Here is an 18,397-nt window from a genome sequence, read left to right as displayed (position 1 = left end):
AAACAAACAATATAAGAAAGTTTTGCTTATAATTGAGAGAAGGAGCTATTCTGGAATAGGTGAGGGACAAGCGATGAAAGGTGCTGAACTCTTGGTTGCTGCTCTTGAAAATGAAGGCGTAACCCACATTTTTGGTATTCCTGGCGAAGAAAATCTTGACGTAGTCGAAGCCATTCGTAAATCGTCTATCAAACTCGTGTTGACTCGACATGAACAAGCGGCGGCTTTTATGGCTGCCACCTATGGTCGATTGACAGGTAAAGCTGGGGTTTGCATGACCACACTAGGCCCAGGCGCACTGAATCTCGCCACAGGCGCGGCTTATGCTCTTCTTGGAGCAATGCCTCTCATCATGATTACTGGTCAGAAGGGGGTTTTATCTTCGCATCAGGCGAGATTCCAGATGGTCAACACGGTAGCTACCATGCATCCCCTCACCAAAATGTCTCGTCAAATTGTTTCGCCTTCCATGATCCCGACTATAGTACGTGAAGCTTTTCATCTAGCACAAGCGGAAATTCCAGGGCCAGTTCATTTGGAGCTGCCCGAAGATATTGCAGCTGAGAAAATTAAAAAGGTTGCTCTCATTCCATCGCATTCTATTGAATATCCAGTAGCGAGTGAGGGAGCTTTAAACCATGCCGCCGAACTGATTAAACAAGCTAAGCGCCCTTTAGTTATGTTAGGTGCCGCAGCTTCGCGGCCAAGAGCCACTAATCATCTATCCCAATTCATTTTACGCACAAAATTGCCGTATTTTACTACACAGATGGGGAAGGGAACCATTTCTGGAGCAACAGAATTTTATATGGGGACAGCAGCACTTTCAGCTCGCGATTATGTCCATGAGGCCATAGAACAAGCCGATCTCATCTTAACTATTGGTCATAGTACAGTAGAAAAACCGCCTTTTATTATGGGCACGTCCAAGCTACAAGTGGTGCATGTCGGGTACGTATCAGCGACGGTTGAACAAGTTTATTGTCCCCAAGCAGAAGTGATCGGTGATTTGGGCCCCTCCTTGCAATTACTTGCGGATAGGCTGGAAGGCAAGCTTCCTCATGCAGATGCTCTCCTTCATTTAAGAGAAGGCATTTTGAGTAAAATTACGGCTAGAGCGACTGAAGATCGTTTCACCCCCCAACGTTTAGTCCATGATGTTCGACTAGTGATGCCCCCTGATGGAATTGTCGCACTAGATAATGGGATGTATAAAATTTGGTTTGCTCGAAATTATCGGACACAAATGGCGAATACGCTTTTACTTGATAATGCGCTTGCCACCATGGGTGCCGGTCTCCCTTCAGCCATTATGGCTGCTTTATTATATCCTAAGCGTCGAGTGATGGCGGTTTGTGGAGATGGTGGTTTTATGATGAATAGCCAAGAATTAGAAACGGCAGTCAGGCTTAAATTAAACTTAGTAATAGTTATTATAGAGGATAATGCTTTCGGAATGATACGTTGGAAACAAGCGGTTGATCATTTCCCAGACTTTGGCATGACTTTTACTAATCCTGATTTCGTAAAATATGCCGAAGCTTATGGCGCACAAGGTGTAAGAGTTGAAACGATTGAAAGTTTTCGCTCCATTCTGGAGAGCGCTTTTAGGGCTGGAGGCGTTCATCTTATTGTTTTTCCAATTGATTATTCAGAAAACAAACGTGTTCTTGTCGATGAATTGCAACAACGATTACCGCCAAGGAAGGGGGAGTGATGAAAAAAACACTGCAGGTAGTACAGGCCTTCGATCGATCTTTGATTGCAGAAATACCTAGTGATGATGCTAAAGCACTTGAAGAAAAGCTTAAGACAGCTGCCCTCACTTTAGGAAATCGAGCTAACTGGCTTAAACCCCATGAGCGTATAGCCATTCTTAAACGTGCTGCGCAATTATTAACATCTGACCAAGCTAAATTTGTAACGCTTATAGTGCAAGAAGGGGGCAAACCTTATACGGATGCGGCAATTGAAGTAACTCGGGCTATAGATAGCTTAAATGATGCGGCTGAGGAATTACGACAGTTTGCCGGTAAAGAAATTCCGATGGGACTCACGCCTGCAAGTGAGCAGCGTTGGGCTTTCACTGTTAAAGAACCCATTGGCGTTGTGGCTGCTATTTCGGCCTTTAACCATCCGCTAAATTTAATTGTTCATCAAATAGCTCCAGCGATCGCTGTAGGTTGTCCAGTGATTATTAAGCCTGCTCCAGTTACCCCTTTATCTTGCCTAGAACTAGTCAAATTGTTACGGCAGGCAGGTCTAGCAAAGGGTTGGTGTCAAACTTTTATCACTGAGGACAATGCCTTAGCTGAACAGTTTGCAACTGATCAACGTATTGCTTTCTTGAGTTTTATTGGCTCAGCTAAGATTGGCTGGCATTTACGCTCTAAACTTGCCCCCGGGGCTCGTTGCGCCTTAGAACACGGTGGTGCTGCACCAGTGATTGTTGATCAAAGCGCTGATTTATCTAAAACCATTCCCTCCCTTGTCAAAGGGGGTTATTACCATGCAGGTCAAGTGTGTGTTTCAGTACAGCGGATCTTTGTTCATAAAACGATTAGAGCTCAATTTATGGATGAGTTTGTTAAACAGGTCAACGCACTTCATGTCGGTGATCCCCATTCAAAGGAAACAGAAGTGGGGCCTCTTATTCATCCGCGAGAAACAGAACGCGTTAGCTCCTGGATTGACGAAGCTGTAGCAGGAGGTGCGAAGCTGTTTGGTGGAGGTCGTCTTTCTGAAACGACTTTAATTCCTGCTGTATTGTTAAATCCACCCGCTGATGCCAAGGTTTCACAATTGGAAATCTTTGGTCCTGTCACCTGTGTTTATGAATTTGAAGACATCGATGAGGCGATTGAAATTGCGAATGCTTTGCCCTTTTCTTTTCAAGCCAGCATCTTTTCTGAGAATTTGACACCGGCCCTAAGAGCCGCAGAATATCTTAACGCTTCGACCGTTCTTATTAACGATCATACCGCTTTCCGTACCGACTGGATGCCTTTTGCTGGGCAAAAACAATCAGGTTATAGAACCGGAGGAATCCCCTGGACTATGAGAGATATGTCTCAAGAAAAAATGATTATTTTTAAAAAGTGATTAGATCAGATTTAGCGTAACTATCCTTGAGAGTTTCTTTCTATATGGTAAAGGGGATTCCCGCGGCTTTGGCCGCGTGGTCCCTGTGCTTGATCACAAGGGGTTTCTAGCCCTATTAAGAGAAACCCTGGGATCGCGCCCGGGGACTCCAAACGCTCTAAGACAAGTAAAAAGAATTGGTTGGATCTCGTTCCTCTTCTTCTTTATCTTGGTTGTGATAAAAGAAAGTATTTTGATATCCATTTGGGGGACAACGAACTAAACCTAATTCAGAAGCTAAGAGAGCGATCGGACTTTTTGTTTTTTTGGCTTCTCTTTCTTGACTCTCAACTTCCTTTTCACCACTTAATACTGTCTCATCAAGGACTTCGCTCTTGCGTTTATTAGAGAGCGGGACGGTTGATGAAAGCAATACATAATGGTCTTTTATAGGGGTGCGGAGGAATTGATCGGGTTCACTTTGAATCTCAGAGCGATTAAGCGAGATGTAATAAGCTTTTAAATGTTTTGGATTCTGTTTAATAATATTTTCTAAAGTTTGCACATGGGTAGGATCGATAAAACCAAAATCAATCCATTGAACAGTTTTTGGCAAGCCCTGTATAGTTTCACTCAACCTTTTCCAAAATCCTGTTTTATTGTGGTTTCTGTCAAAATAGCTATGTACAAAACCTACACAAGTGATGTGGGAAGGTAATGCCTCTAGTTTGCTGCGGGGTACATTATAACCTAGGTCAAGGGTAGTTGCACTCTCAGGTATCTGATTAATTTCCCTGAAGGTGGAAGTTTTCGAAATACTTCCCCCATGAACTTTTGGAATTAAAAAATCTAATAAGGATTTAAGATCCTTATAATCAGTATCTTGTATACCATATCTAGCGACATAAAAATTATCTTTATCAACTTGAACTATCGGGTCTTGTTGTGAAGATCTTTTAATTTCAAATTTACCATGCATGTTTTAAGATCCAAAAGGCTAAAAAAAACACATAATAACACAAAAAAACAAAATACTTATTTTTTTGCAATAAGTCCCATAAAATTTAGAAACACTCAAACAGGCTTTTTCCTTAATGCGCTTATGCTAAATAATTTCTTTAAGCCAATACCTGGCAATATCGATGCGACGGCTTATCCAAATATCTGAGAATTGTTTTATATAATCAATAAATTGCTTTACAGCCATGCAGCGCCCGGGATGACCGCTGAAGCGGGGATGTAAACCAATCGACATCAGTGTTTGTCGATTCTCCTGGTATAAATAATCAAAACTATTTTTTAAATGATGAAAGAAATCATCGCCGTTAGCAAATCCAGCTGAAGTTCCAAAGCGAAAATCATTGCAGTCTAAACTATAAGGAATAATTAAATGATTTCCCACGAAATAAGGATAATCATCAGCATAACTATCTGAATCATAGAGAAAACCACCAAGATCTATTAATAATTCACGTGTGCGTCGGCTGTGACGGCCAGTGTACCAACCCTCAACTTGCTTGCCGGTGAGCTCTTTGATGGTTTCCACACAACGCTTGATGTGATTTTTTTCTTCTTTCATGGAAAGAGACTCATAATCAATCCATCGCCATCCATGTCCCGCTATCTCATGATTTGCGGAACGAAGATAAGTAGAAAAGGTTGGATTGAGCGAGAGCGCTAAGCCAGTGACGAAAAAAGTGAGGGGAATGTTCTCTGAATCAAATAAGCGAATTAAACGCCATAAACCAGCTCTGCTTCCGTACTCAAAAAGTGATTCCATACTTAGACTGCGCATACCCTCAGGTTTTTGCACAAACGGAAATTCACCGCCATAGATCTCGGCGGTTTTATCCCCATTGATAGGAGTTAGCTCTGCCCCTTCTTCATAATTAACAATAAAATTGATGGCTATTCTGGCACGATTTGGCCATTGAATTTCTGGTTTATTGTCGCCATACCCAACTAGCATCCTTGACATGATTTATCCTAATTCAAAAGTAGTAATACCATAGATCTCATCCATAGGAAGAGCAGGTTCGCCCTTTAAATACATGCGTACCGTTTCAAAAACCTTTTCAAATTGGTAGCGCTTAACAAGAGCGAGGGCGTGCCTATTATTTTCTGGAATATCTAAAAAAACGGGGCCTTCTTGGGCATGATTAATTAAAGCAAGGAATAATTCATCGGCAATTTTTTCATTATTGGCAAACAAAGGACCGATTTTATACCCTTCTCGACAGGCTCTCAGCACACCATAGCCACACAATTGATTATCCTGAAGATAACCTAAACTTGCTCCTTCGGGTTGATTAATCCAACACTTGAGAAAATGAGTTCTAGACGCTGGAAAATGTTGGCGATCATAGGCAACCAACGAAGCAAAATGTTTTTTTGTAATGGGAAAAATGGCAGGGAATCTAGTCCTTGTTTTATTTGCCTTGCCGCTATAGCGAGCATTCGAGTGAGCCCATTTATATCCGAGTTGCGCGTATTTGTCGTGCATAGACCTGACCCCGTCAATGCCCGCATTTCGGGATCCGATATAGGCTAGACGTTTTTGGGTGAGTTCTAAGCCATACTGCTGCCCGCGGTAATGCTCATCGACAATATACAAACCACAAAATGCAAAAAATTCGTCATAAATGACTGCGGAACCTACAGCAATGATTTTTCCGTCTAATTTTCCAGCAAAAAAGCCTCTGGGATCGGTTTGGTAGAAATAATCCGCATCATGTAAGCCTGGATTCCATCCTTCTCTAGCAGCCCACTCAATAGCAAGTTTGACTTCCTCCTTGGTCATGCATTCAATGCGATAATGCTTGGGCATGTTAATCCTGAAATCAAGTTTATTAGTAATTATAGTAAGAATGCCGTTATTGTGGATAAACTGAAGTGACTAAACCTATTAATTGGCTCTAAGTTTTTGTTGACAATTGGAATTGATATGTCTTTAATCCGTTCGTGCTGAGAGGCGTGTTAGCGTCGTCTCGAAGCATTATAGTCCAACACTACAAAGGAGCTAACAACATACCAATTCCATTTGTGAGTAAAATGTAGATCCAATCGGTAGGCTTTGATCGCAGGACCCATCGAACTATGTTGTTCACCTGTTTTAATCAAGTGACCTGATCTTTACAAAATAACTTCCCTAGTTTTCCAAGATCAGCCACAATTTACTCATTCTAAAGATTTAACCAATCTGAGCTTTTCAGGACGAATCTGTGATACCGCTTTTATTTTCAATTAACTTATTTTTAAGTGCATTCTTATTATTTGTTATTCAGCCTCTAGTTGCGAAACTGTTGCTACCTATCTATGGTGGAACTCCTGCAGTTTGGACTGTATGCATGTTGTTTTTTCAATTCCTGCTCTTGCTCGCTTATGGCTATGCTTGGCTACTCAGTCGTTTTGCACGTTGGTGGGTTTGGCGTGTTTTACACGGATTATTGGTTTTGCTAAGTTTAATGGCTTTGCCTTTGTCATTTACACCCTCTTCCAATAGTGGCTCACCGGATTTAGCAATCTTAAATTATCTAATCACCCATTTAGGATTACCTTTAATTGTTATCGGTGCTTCAGCGCCATTATTGCAATTTGCTTACAGCCAGACACGCGCTAAGTATGCGAGCGATCCTTATTTTTTGTATGCCCTGTCCAATATTGGCAGTTTACTCGCTTTATTAGCTTATCCTTTTGGGGTTGAACGTTATCTGGGTTTAAAGCTGCAATTTGATTATTGGAAGTTGGGTTTTGCGATTTATGCGATCTTTTTATTTATCCTATTGGTCACTATTCCCAAACAGAAATTGTTAGAGTCGAGCGATGAAAAAAGTCAGTTCTCTTGGAGAATACGACTGTGTTGGATTGGCTACAGCTTTATCCCTTGTAGTTTGATGTTAGGAGTTTCTTTTTATATCTCGACTGATATTGCCGCGACGCCCTTATTTTGGGTTATTCCCTTAGCGATTTATTTATTATCTTTTATCATTAGTTTTGCGCAAAAACCGATTATTTCGCATGAATGGGTGATGAGAAATACCTTATTATTTATTATTTTCCCCGTCCTAGGTTTTATTGTCGGTATTCATATGCTGCTAACTTGGCAGCTTATCCTGTTTCATTTAGCGAGCTTTTTTATGCTCGCCCTTTTATGCCTTGGTGAATTGGTAAGAATAAGACCGTCGACCAGTCAGTTAACCAGTTTTTATTTTTGTATTGCGTTGGGAGGGGCATTAGCCGGTTTATTTAATGGTTTATTAGCACCACGACTTTTCTCTGGATCCTATGAATATCCGTTGATTTTTGCTGCGGCAATGCTTTGTATTTCTTTACCTAAATCGACCGGAGTAGGCAGCACTGTTTTTATTTTATTTGCCCTAGAGCTTATAAATTATTTTTTGCCAAATCAACTTTGGTTGAAGACGAATCATATTCTCGAAATTTTAGCCTTAAGTCTTATTCTGATTTGGCCTAAAAACAGTCTAAACCTGTTTGGGGGCATGGCGATTTTATTTGTCTTTCTATTTAGTCCCTGGTTTAAATCAATGGAAACGCTAACTCAGCAGCGTAATTTTTATGGGGTGAAGCAAGTTCTTTCGGTTAATGGAGCTCATGTGTTAGTGAGTCAGAATATCTTGCATGGTTTTCAATTCACGCAAGATCAACCTGACAATTCTGCAATGGCTTATTATAACCCCGTGCTGTCAGCTGTGCAGCATTTACAAACAAGGCATCCTGCTTTGAATGCGAGTTTAATCGGCTTAGGCACGGGAATGATGGCTTGCCAGTTTCGAGCTAACGATAGGCTTGAGATTATTGATATTGATCGGCAAGTGATTAATATCGCTAGCAATACTAACTATTTTACTTATTTACGTGATTGTCCGCCGAAAATATCAGTCATTGAAGGTGATGGCCGGATTGTTTTGCATGATAATCCAGAGACTAATTTGGATCTTGTTGTTGTCGATGCCTTTTCTTCTGATGCGATTCCCACTCACTTGTTAACCCTGGAAGCCTTTAAATTATATCAACATAAAATTAAGGAGGATGGGGTAATTCTGGTAAATATTAGTAATCGTCATTTACATCTACTTCCCATCATCATTACAGCGAGTCGAGAGCTGGAATTGATTGTATTGCACAAACAACAAGCTGAAAATTATTTTGAAGGGAAATTTCCTGCTGAATGGGTATTATTGACTACTAATCAAGCCATGGCTGTTGAATTAATGCAGAATTCGGGATGGCGTTTTGCTGCGGAAGAAGGCAGTCGTTGGTTGTGGACAGATGATTATTCGAATCTTGCTCCTTTAGTGAATTGGGGGAAGGCTAGGGTGGTCTAATTCGAAGAGCTGTTTCAGTTCATGCGAATTAAGTCTGCGACGGATTCTGTTGCTTTTCATGCTTTGTATAAGATTCCTGTCGCACTTCGAGTTTTATTCGAAAATCTGAGAGTTCTTTTTTAAATTTGAAAAGAGTCACATCTTCCGTATTACCTATACGAGTAATCGCCTTCTCACAAGTTTGGATACTTTCTACTAAACTTTCCTCTGCTTTGAGAAGATTATTATTACCCCTATAGGATCTTTCAAGGTTAGAGTAAATTCTTGCTTTTAAATCATAAAGTTTAACTAGCTCAGTTATGTCAACACTGGGATTTTCCTCGAGTATCTTACAGGCCGAGAGCACTTCCTCATAAGCAAGACAGGCCTTGGCATAATTCTTACTGACAAGAAGGTTATCGGCTAATTTTTTAAATATCCCTATTTGATGAAATACGCCTTTTTTTATAGTTTCATCCTCCGGTGAGGAGGCATGAGCTGCAAAAAAAGTAGCTAATGTTTCTTTGTGAATTTTTATATCGGATAATTTATTTAGTCTGGACTGATAGGCTTGTTTTACCTCCCTGATATGAGCTTCAATCTGGTTTCCTGTAGGTACATAATCAGTCATTGTAGTATAAAAAGCCTGGCTATTTACCTGGATTTTTCCCTCATTAAACCTAGTTGCGTTCACTAAGCCATTAGCACAAACAATACCGTTATATATCCCTGTTCCTTTGCGATACTCTGCACTCATTAAGGCGTCCCCACAAGCAACTACAGGAAAAGGATAAGGGCCTGCTTCTAAAATCGGATTTTCAACTTGATGAGGGTCAACGTAAAAAGAACTAAATTTCAGTGTTGAGCCGCCTTCAATCTCAAAATCAATAGTTTTTCCTGTTTTTAATTTAAGCATTGTGGCTAACCACTCTTTTTTTGGGAGTTCAGGAGCACGAGCTAGCTCATCGGGCATTTCAAAATAACAACAAAAACGTTTTTCTTTTTCACTGTATTCCCAGCGCCTTATATCCCAATGAGGTATATCATTCATAGTCCATCCTTGTTCTCTTAAGGATTCAAATTGCAAAACCGTATTAACAGGATTAGCCTTGCTGTTATAGGAACGTAATAACTCTGCATCCTCATTGCTTAACGTAATAAAAGCAATAAAATTAGTTTTCACCGGATTTGTTGCAATTTTAGAAATTGTAAAAGGGGCTGGGGCCTTGTTTGATATTATATAATTGACGACCTGTCTATTTTCTCCTGTGCAATCAATCAACATATCACAGGGTATCAGGTTTGTAGTTCCTTCCACCTCGACAGCGTTGCTTTTTATACTTTTAAAATTTGCCTTAGTGAATATTACACCTAAGTCTTTCGCTTTTTTATATAAAACTCTCTGAATATCGCTAATATAATAGGTTTCTGGCGAGGAAGCCGCTAAAGGAATTTCCACATCAATTCCAATTCTCTTAAGTTGCCTGGCAATTGTTTCTCCAGCTTGAATTGCCACAACTCCAGGCCTTGTGAAATTATCCACATACTTATCGATGACTTGTACAGGATATCCCTTTTTAGCCAAAAGAATAGCAGTATACAAACCTACAGGCCCGGAACCAGCAATTATAATAGGCATAATCAAAACCAAGTTTGTCAACTTGGTTAAATTATAGACAATGCGTGGGATAGGGTAAGTCGAATAGCTGGTTTTTATCAAGGCAATCAACTATAGTTACATTAGTTAAATAGTCCAAAGATAAGGGGTGTCAATTGTGTTTAAACCGTTGGAAAATAGCATTACCCCTGTTAATAGGGCTGTTTTTTTAAAATTTATTGAAAACGATGCCCCTTTTTATTCAAAATTAGAGCTCTATGATAATGATGATTTAGTATCAGATTGTAGCTTTAAACCTCAAGAGCGAAGTCAGATTAAAGAAAATTTGAGCAGTTTTGAAAGCCTCATGAATGCATTAAAGGAACTTAATAATGAAATAAATAGTGTTCATTTAGGCAAATTCATCGAGCTTATCGAATCCTATAATGAAAACCCACAAAATCGACCTTTTACATAACACCCTGTCTACTTTGTTTAAGCCTAACTATTAGCTAATTTTGCTTTCTTCCACAATTCAATCATAAATTCAGTGGACTGACCTTTCAGGCTTGTTAAACCTTGCTCTTTCGCAATGGTTTTTAAAGCCTCCATTCTGACTCCGAATTTTTTAGCCACTTTCGCCAGGGTTTGTTCAGGATCAAAGCCCGCAAAAAGACATAATGAGATTGCTGTGTGAAGTAAGTCGCCGATTTCTTCTTGAACGCGATGAGACGGCTCATTGTTAGCAATAGCTTCCCTAATTTCATCGCATTCTGAAAGGGCTTGTTCAATAATCATTTCTTCATGCGGCCAATCAAAACCGAAATTTCGTGCATCATTTTCGATGATAATGAGTTCGTGTAAAGGATTATTTAATTGTTTAGCCATGGCGTTGTTCCCTTTATCTGACCGCTAATCTCTAGAAAAACCTGCAATTTCATGAGGCACATAAGGGGCTTCCAGTGAGCGTATTTCTTCTTTAGTTAATTTTATGCCAAGTGCTTGCACCGCATCTTCAAGATGATGAGGTATTGTTGCGCCAATGATCGGTGTGCTTATGGCAGGATTGTTGAAAAGCCAAGCGAGAGCAACCTGGGAAGGGGTAATTTCTCTTTGCTGAGCTATGCGATTCACCTGTTTAATGACCTGATTGTCTGCTTCGCGGCTGTGATCATATAGTTTTTTACCCACCTGATCGGTTTGCGAGCGTATAGTGGCTTGGCTTTCTAACGAACGAGCTAGTCGTCCGCGTGCAAGAGGACTCCAAGGTAAGATAGCAATCTTTTCTTCCTGGCAGAGAGGAAACATTTCACGCTCTTCTTCTCGATAAATCAGATTATAATGAGGCTGCATGGAAATAAACCGCTGCCAATGATGTTGATCAGCAAGATAAAGGCTTTTAGCAAATTGCCAGGCAAACATGGAGGAGGCGCCTATGTATCTTGCCTTTCCCGCTTTGACCACTTCATCCAGGGCCTCCAGCGTTTCTTCAATGGGAGTTTTATAATCCCAGCGATGAATTTGATAGAGATCGATATAATCGGTACCTAGTCGTTTTAGGCTTTGATCAACTTCATAGAAAATAGATTTTCTTGAAAGGCCGCCGCTACTAGGATCTTCTTTAATCATCGGGAAAAAAATTTTTGTAGCAATAACCACTTCACTGCGCTGCGTAAAATCTTTAAGTGCTTTCCCAAGAATACGCTCACTTGCTCCAAAGGAGTACATATTGGCTGTGTCGAAAAAGTTAATTCCCAAGTCCAATGCTTGTTTGATAAAGGGGCGTGAATCTTTCTCATTAAGAACCCAGGAGTAATGACCGCTCGTCGGATCCCCATAACTCATGCATCCGAGACAAAGTTTAGAGACTTTTAGATCCGATTGACCTAATTGCAGGTACTCCATAAGTTCTCCTTGTATATAACTACTTATCCTAGAGAAATGTTGGCCAAGTCCTAGCCTACTAGGGACTTCCGCGAAAGCGGGGAGCTCGCATCAACCAGCGCCGAGCCTTGTCCCAACATTTTTTCATTCAAACCCTTTCTTATATTTCCGCTAAATTCCCTTTCGTTTCCAACCAAGCTTTACGGTCCGAGGCTCTTTTTTTAGCAAGCATCATATCCATCATAGCCATAGTTGTTTCTTCATTGTCAAGAGTCAATTGCACGAGACGTCGTGTGTTGGGATCCATTGTGGTTTCACGCAATTGTATAGGGTTCATTTCGCCCAGTCCTTTGAAGCGTTGGACATTGATTTTTCCTCGTTGGGTTTGCGTGAGGTGGGCGATTATTTTTTCTTTTTCTTCATCATCTAAAGCATAATGCACAATTTTGCCAGCATCTATGCGATACAAGGGGGGCATGGCAACAAAAACGTGACCCGCTTGGACGAGTGGTTTAAAATGTCGCAAAAATAAAGCGCATAACAACGTAGCAATATGAGCTCCGTCAGAATCTGCATCGGCGAGGATGCATAATTTTCCATACCTTAAACCACTTAAATCATCCGAGCCTGGATCAATTCCGACCGCAACGGAAATATCGTGAATTTCTTGCGAAGCAAGAACTTGGGAAGATTCAATTTCCCAGGAGTTCAGGATTTTTCCGCGAAGGGGCAAGATGGCCTGGAAATCCTTATTACGCGCTTGTTTCGCTGAGCCGCCCGCCGAATCTCCTTCAACAAGAAACAACTCAGCTTGACTTAAATCTTGTTGAAGGCAATCAGCCAATTTTCCAGGTAAAGCCGGGCCTTGGCTCACTCGTTTACGAGCGACTTGTTTCGCTTGGCGCAGACGTTTTTGCGCGCGCTCAATCGCAAAAGCGGCAATCGCTTCGCCTTGATTACGATGTTGATTAAGCCAGAGCGCGAAGGCATCTTTTACCACATTACTGACAAACGCCGCTGTTTGTCGTGAACTTAAACGTTCCTTTGTTTGGCCTGCAAATTGAGGCTCTTTCATTTTAACAGATAATACATACTGACAAGGTTCCCAGAGATCATCCGCCGTTAATTTCACACCGCGTGGGAGTAAATTGCGTAACTCACAAAAGGCTGACAAGGCATCATAAAGCCCTGCACGTAAGCCATTAACATGAGTCCCGCCTTGCACAGTGGGGATTAAATTCACATAACTTTCGCTCAAATTACCATTAGGAGTAGATACCCAGGCGAGAGCCCAATCGACTGTGGCTTCTTCGCTTGAAAATTCACCGGTAAAAGGTTCCTCAGGGAAATAATCCGAAGGTAGTGATTGACGCAAATAGTCCGCAAGGCCCTTTTCATAGCACCAATGCAGTTGTTCATTGTTGGTTTTGTTGATAAAAGTCATCGATAAACCAGGACAAAGAACTGCTTTCGCTCGTAATACATGAGTGAGTTGTTTAACCGATATCTTGGTCGTATCAAAATACTTGGCGTTAGGCCAAAAGCGAATTGTTGTTCCCGTATCGCGTTTTTTTGTGACGCCGGTTTCATTGAGTTCTTGTTGCTTGTCGCCGTTGGCAAACGCCATATGATAAATAATGGCATTACGCTTAATCGTCACCTCTACACGTTCTGACAGGGCATTGACCACGGACACGCCAACACCATGCAAACCGCCCGAAAAGCTATAGTTTTTGTCCGAAAACTTTCCGCCGGCATGCAGACGAGTCATAATCACTTCGACGCCGGTTAAACCAAGTTGTGGATGAAGATCCACCGGCATGCCTCGACCATTGTCTTCTACTTCGACTGAGCCATCTTCATGAAGCGTCACGATAATTTGACTTGCGAAGCCTGCAATCACTTCATCAACACTATTATCAATGACTTCCTGAGCTAAGTGATTAGGTCGGGTTGTATCCGTGTACATCCCGGGGCGACGTTGAACTGGTTCTAGGCCACTTAACACCTCAATCGCTTCGGCTGTGTAATTTTCAGACATTGATGAATACTCTTAGTAAAATTCTATTTTAACACGAAAATAAACGGTTCATTAAAGATTGTAAATAAAACAAAATGAATATTTATTGCTCAACTACGATATTTGGAAATTTGTCGGCATAATTTAATGGTTTCTTTGCTAAAGCAATTGCAGTTCTCATAGCAATTTGCATAAATGACTGTGCTAAATCGCCATCAAGATTAGCTGCAGTCGGTTTCCCTTCATCGCATTGGCTACGGATTTGACTATCTAAAGGTAACTGGCCAAGTAGTTGAACATGAAAATTTTCACTCAATTTCTGTCCACCGCCCGCGCCAAAAATCGCTTCTTGATGTCCACATTGACTGCAGCGATGCAGAGACATATTTTCCACCAGACCTAAGACTTCAATATTTGTTCTTTCAAACATTTTAATAGCTTTTTGTGCATCTAAAGTTGCTACATTTTGTGGGGTGGTGACGATGACAGCACCCGTCAAAGGAATTTTTTGTACCAGACTTAATTGAATATCACCTGTACCAGGCGGTAAATCGATAATCAAATAATCTAAGTCATCCCACAAAGTCAGATCAAGCATTTGGATAAGTGATTTAGCAAGCATCGGTCCACGCCAAATCAATGCTTGTTCGCTGTCGGTTAAATAGCCAATCGACATCGCTTGTATGCCATGGGCGGAGACAGGTAAATAATGCTCGCCACTTATTTGCACTGGCTCAGTTTTACCCAGCATGAGGGGAATACTAGGGCCATAAATATCGGCGTCAAGAATCCCTACCTTGGCACCTGCTTTTGCAAGAGCAATCGCTAGATTCACGGCCACTGTCGATTTACCAACACCGCCTTTACCCGAGGCAACGGCAATTGTATTTTTTACACCTCGAAGGCCTTTGCCAACTAATTGCGTACGATGAGCTTTGATAAAAGGTTCAAGGTTTATTTTAATTGAATACTCAGGAAGCGCTTGATTCAAAGCACTGTGCAATACAGGTAATAGAGCAGTTTCAAAGGGTTTTGTCGGAAAGCCGGCGTGCAAGGATAAATTAATTTCCTTTCCTGCTGGGGTTAATTTTGCTTGCATAGCTAGCTGATGGGTATTTAAACCAAGTAATTTATCTGGAGTATTGGCAAGTATTTCAGTGATGCGATTTTCTAAGTTCATTTGTAAGTTCCACTTTTTAGCTGACATTATATAAGTCAATCCAGAAATGAGCTAGCTAGCTAGCATTAACTATCTTCTCTAAAGCCACCTCATACTTCCACGTAACCCAATGACCACTGGATAAATAGTAAAGACCGCAGTGTATAGGTTCTAGCGAATAAGTGGCTAATAATCGCGCATAATGAGTGACTTGTTGATGATGCTCCTTTTGCGTTATTTCGGCTTCATTGCCTGTTTTAAAATCAATAATCCAACGAATGCCATTTTCAATAAATGTGCGATCGATTATTCGTGTGCTTGGCAAACCTTGCTCGTTGATCAGCAGTTCATATTCGTTACGTTCTTCGTGATGCACTTTACTAAGCCATTGACCAATTGGGTCGCTAAACAAATGAGTGATTTGGCGACGAAGTGCGTTAAAGGCTTCTTCTTGCTCCATTTGAGTAAACCCTAAACTTTTAAATTGTTTGGCAATCATTTTCCAAGGTAATTCCTCAATATTGTTGGGATGATGGTTGCAAATCCATTGCAGTAATTCGTGAGCGACAATCCCTATCTGTCGTGCTGTCCCATGAGAAATTAAAGACATTGATTTCTGAGGTTGAAAATCTAAAGTAGGGGCCGGATGAAGATAAAAATCGATGGGTAAGCGATAGAGGGAAGGAAATAATTGTTCCGATTCATGTTCCAGATCTTCTGCGTTTGGAGCTAAAAATTCTTGATTTTTCAGAAAGCTGCGGAAGCTACCTTTGGTTTCTTTATCGTTGTTATCAAAAAGATAAAGACGCTTTTTAGCCCGTGTTGCGGCAACATAAAACAAGCGTTGTAGCTCATATTGATCTTTTTCAGTAGCTAATTTACCCAGATAATCATAGAGTAAACATTGTTCTTGGTGAGCTGCTTTTATGGGCGAAACGAGCAGCAATTCTTCCTGTTGTTGACTGGGTAATTTTAGCCAGCGCAGCAGGGGCTGATCGCTAGTCTGGGATTTCGCACTTAGGCCTGGCAAAATAACGCAGTCGAATTCTAATCCCTTCGATTTATGAATGGTCATCACTTGTAAGCGTGAGGGATTAACGCGCTGGGAATAAAGTTTATCAAATTCAATTTTAAAATAGTCAAAATCGGGGAGTTGGCCCGCTTGGGTAAAGCGTTCAAGTAATAACCAAAATTGTTCTAAATCTTCCAGTTGCAACCCATCAAGAATTTTATCGCCATGTAAGTTTTTAAGCGTTTGAGCTATCCAATCCACTAAAGATTGTTGATGGCGACAAGCAAGTGCATCGCGCATGACTGCATAAATAAATTGAGCACGAGTACGACCGTCTTCAGTTAACTGTGCTAAACATTGTGGTTGCGATAAAGCGTAATAAATCGATTTTTTTCGATCGAAATTAGCCAGTAAGTGAAGATCAGCAAGCGAAAAACCCCCGAAAGGACTACGCAATAAAGCGAGCCAAGAAAGGCGATTAGCTGGTAATAATAGAGCTTGAGCCAATGACCAAAGATCACGTAAATGGGGAAGTTTTGCTAAAAGTTCAATTTCAACGCCTTGAAATGGGATTTGTTGTTCACGCAATAAATGGACAATTTCGCTTAATTGGCGGCGGGAACGCACCAAAATAGCGATTTCATCGTCGGGATAATTTTTCAATTCTTCAGCAATGAATGTCACTAATGCTTGAGCTTCTTGGCGGCGATTGGGGAATTGCCACGCTTTAATATGGCTATTATTGCTGTCAACTTGAACATTCACAGAGTGATGAAAAGAAATGGCCCCTGATTCAATATCGTCGTATTGCGGGAAAATAGTTTTAAATTGTTGATTAACCCAATCAACGATGGTTGCGGTTGAACGAAAATTGCAACATAACTCTAAACTCTCTAAATGGACGGGACCAATTCCCGTTTGCTTCGCTTTTAGGAAAAGACCAACTTCCGCTTGCCGGAAACGATAAATCGATTGCATGGGATCACCCACAACAAATAAAGTACGCCCATCATCAGGCTGCCAGCCTTGTACTAATTTGGCTAGCAATTGAAATTGTTGAATCGAAGTGTCTTGGAATTCATCAATGAGTAAATGCTGAATCGTATTATCAAGATAAAGCGCTAGGTCTGTGGGGTGTTCGTCATCTCCTAAAGCCAACAATGCCTGTTGAGAAATTGCACTAAAATCCACTTCGTTTTGTTCAGAAAAAATCAAATGCAAATGGCCTACTAATAAGGGAAGTAAAATAAATAAAGCTTGTAAAACCTGCCATTGTTCAGGATTGTAATGCGGTGAGGGTAGGTTTTTAATTTTGATTAAAGCCTCAAGAAATCCCTGACTCTCATCGAGTTTGAGCAACAGCGTTTTAGAGTTAGACTTCAGTTTATCGTACAAGGCGTCTTCGCAATTACCTCGTTTTAGTCCAACATGATGGTCAAAGCCTTTTCTCAATTTATCGTCAGAAGTGAGCAGTAAAGCGGCTAAACCTGCTGCAATCTTGCGATCCATCTGATCAAAACTCACCCAGTCACGTAAAAAATATCGAGAATTGTCGGGGTTGGATTCCACACAGGCCATCTGATTTGCGAGCGAGCACAATTCGTTACCTAATTCCAAAGGAATCGTCTGTTGAAAACGCCTCAACTCATGTTGTTCAATGAAAGCGAGCATTTGTTCATAATTCGCTTTATTGTGTTCGCGTGCTGAGTAGAGTGAGCCTAGCCATTGGTCGCGAGTGGCAAGTAATTCGCTGAATAACTGCAGCAGTCGATCTTGGCGATTATCTAAATGTTCCAACAAATGTTTTAAAGGTAAATGAAGGTTTTGATCAGCTACAGCATGCGTAAGGCAAGCTTTAGCGGCGGCTCGGTAATGAGCATCGGGATTGTCACTGATTTCTGCGAAAGGAATTTGTTTCTCGGCTAAGGGAATTGCATGACAAATTGTTTGGCATAAGGAATCAATGGTAATGATACGTAATCGACCCGGATAATCCAATAATTGCCACCCAAGTTTGTTCGATCGAGCAAGGGCTTCGCCAGCGTAACGGTAAGTTTGTTCCTGATGCGGCGAAGTGGCTTTTGTGCCCTTAGCCACTTTTTGTAAGGCCAATAAAATGCGCTCACGCATTTCACTGGCTGCTTTGCGAGTAAAAGTGAGCGCCACAATTTGTTCAGGCGCATTTACCGTACTTAATAGCCGCAAATAACGTTGCGTCAAAATTTCGGTTTTCCCTGATCCTGCTGGCGCTTGTACAATAAACGAGAGCCGAGGATCTGTGGCTTGTGCGCGCTGTTGGCTGTCCTTAAGCATAGTCTGA

At 41.1% G+C, this 18,397-nt stretch carries 13 protein-coding genes; 4 read left to right on the top strand and 9 right to left on the bottom strand.

Annotated features, from left to right (window positions below):
• Nucleotides 1-73 precede the first annotated feature (73 nt).
• Complete coding sequence (locus Ldro_RS10745; protein ID WP_058496418.1) at nucleotides 74-1,717, top strand: acetolactate synthase large subunit; 1,644 nt, start codon at nucleotides 74-76, stop codon at nucleotides 1,715-1,717.
• A complete protein-coding gene (locus tag Ldro_RS10740) occupies nucleotides 1,717-3,102 on the top strand; it encodes an aldehyde dehydrogenase family protein (RefSeq protein ID WP_058496417.1) in 1,386 nt (461 codons plus the stop codon). The genes Ldro_RS10745 and Ldro_RS10740 overlap by 1 nt, the downstream gene beginning before the upstream one ends.
• A 157-nt stretch (nucleotides 3,103-3,259) precedes the next feature.
• On the opposite strand, the gene Ldro_RS10735 is transcribed toward Ldro_RS10740, so the two are convergent.
• From Ldro_RS10735 to Ldro_RS10725, 3 genes are all read right to left on the bottom strand, one after another.
• A complete protein-coding gene (locus Ldro_RS10735; protein WP_058496416.1) occupies nucleotides 3,260-4,060 on the bottom strand; it encodes a hypothetical protein in 801 nt (266 codons plus the stop codon).
• Nucleotides 4,061-4,186: 126 nt separating this feature from the next.
• Nucleotides 4,187-5,059, bottom strand: coding sequence for a polysaccharide deacetylase family protein (locus Ldro_RS10730; protein ID WP_058496415.1), 873 nt, complete (start codon nucleotides 5,057-5,059; stop codon nucleotides 4,187-4,189).
• 3 nt (nucleotides 5,060-5,062) lie between these two features.
• Nucleotides 5,063-5,908 (bottom strand): GNAT family N-acetyltransferase, encoded by an 846-nt coding sequence (locus Ldro_RS10725; RefSeq protein WP_058496414.1) that lies wholly within the window; start codon nucleotides 5,906-5,908, stop codon nucleotides 5,063-5,065.
• A 394-nt stretch (nucleotides 5,909-6,302) separates the two neighbouring features.
• Between Ldro_RS10725 and Ldro_RS10720 the strand changes: the two genes are divergently transcribed.
• Nucleotides 6,303-8,426, top strand: a complete 2,124-nt coding sequence (locus Ldro_RS10720; protein WP_058496413.1) for a spermidine synthase — start codon at nucleotides 6,303-6,305, stop codon at nucleotides 8,424-8,426.
• Nucleotides 8,427-8,454: 28 nt separating this feature from the next.
• Here the strand turns inward: Ldro_RS10720 and Ldro_RS10715 are convergent, their stop codons facing one another.
• Entirely contained in the window at nucleotides 8,455-10,044 is a 1,590-nt protein-coding gene (locus Ldro_RS10715) for an FAD-dependent oxidoreductase (RefSeq protein ID WP_058496412.1), read from the bottom strand.
• Nucleotides 10,045-10,180: 136 nt separating this feature from the next.
• Between Ldro_RS10715 and Ldro_RS10710 the strand changes: the two genes are divergently transcribed.
• The gene (locus Ldro_RS10710) at nucleotides 10,181-10,480 is read left to right on the top strand and encodes a hypothetical protein (RefSeq protein WP_058496411.1); all 300 of its coding nucleotides are present in this window, start codon (nucleotides 10,181-10,183) and stop codon (nucleotides 10,478-10,480) included.
• A 23-nt stretch (nucleotides 10,481-10,503) separates the two neighbouring features.
• Here Ldro_RS10710 and Ldro_RS10705 read toward each other — a convergent pair whose 3' ends face one another.
• From Ldro_RS10705 to Ldro_RS10685, 5 genes are all read right to left on the bottom strand, one after another.
• Nucleotides 10,504-10,890 (bottom strand): MazG nucleotide pyrophosphohydrolase domain-containing protein, encoded by a 387-nt coding sequence (locus Ldro_RS10705; protein WP_058496410.1) that lies wholly within the window; start codon nucleotides 10,888-10,890, stop codon nucleotides 10,504-10,506.
• Nucleotides 10,891-10,914: 24 nt separating this feature from the next.
• Entirely contained in the window at nucleotides 10,915-11,907 is a 993-nt protein-coding gene (locus Ldro_RS10700) for an aldo/keto reductase (RefSeq protein WP_058496409.1), read from the bottom strand.
• A gap of 139 nt (nucleotides 11,908-12,046) precedes the next feature.
• Complete coding sequence (gene parE / locus Ldro_RS10695) at nucleotides 12,047-13,927, bottom strand: DNA topoisomerase IV subunit B (protein ID WP_058496408.1); 1,881 nt, start codon at nucleotides 13,925-13,927, stop codon at nucleotides 12,047-12,049.
• A gap of 82 nt (nucleotides 13,928-14,009) precedes the next feature.
• The gene (gene apbC, locus Ldro_RS10690) at nucleotides 14,010-15,086 is read right to left on the bottom strand and encodes an iron-sulfur cluster carrier protein ApbC (protein ID WP_058496407.1); all 1,077 of its coding nucleotides are present in this window, start codon (nucleotides 15,084-15,086) and stop codon (nucleotides 14,010-14,012) included.
• A gap of 55 nt (nucleotides 15,087-15,141) precedes the next feature.
• Nucleotides 15,142-18,390 carry a UvrD-helicase domain-containing protein gene (locus Ldro_RS10685; RefSeq protein ID WP_058496406.1) on the bottom strand — a complete coding sequence of 1,083 codons (3,249 nt, stop codon included), beginning with the start codon at nucleotides 18,388-18,390 and terminating at the stop codon, nucleotides 15,142-15,144.
• Nucleotides 18,391-18,397 lie beyond the last annotated feature (7 nt).

It is taken from the genome of Legionella drozanskii LLAP-1, from assembly GCF_001467585.1.
GTDB lineage: Bacteria > Pseudomonadota > Gammaproteobacteria > Legionellales > Legionellaceae > Tatlockia > Tatlockia drozanskii.
This window is presented reverse-complemented; position numbering and strand designations above follow the sequence as displayed.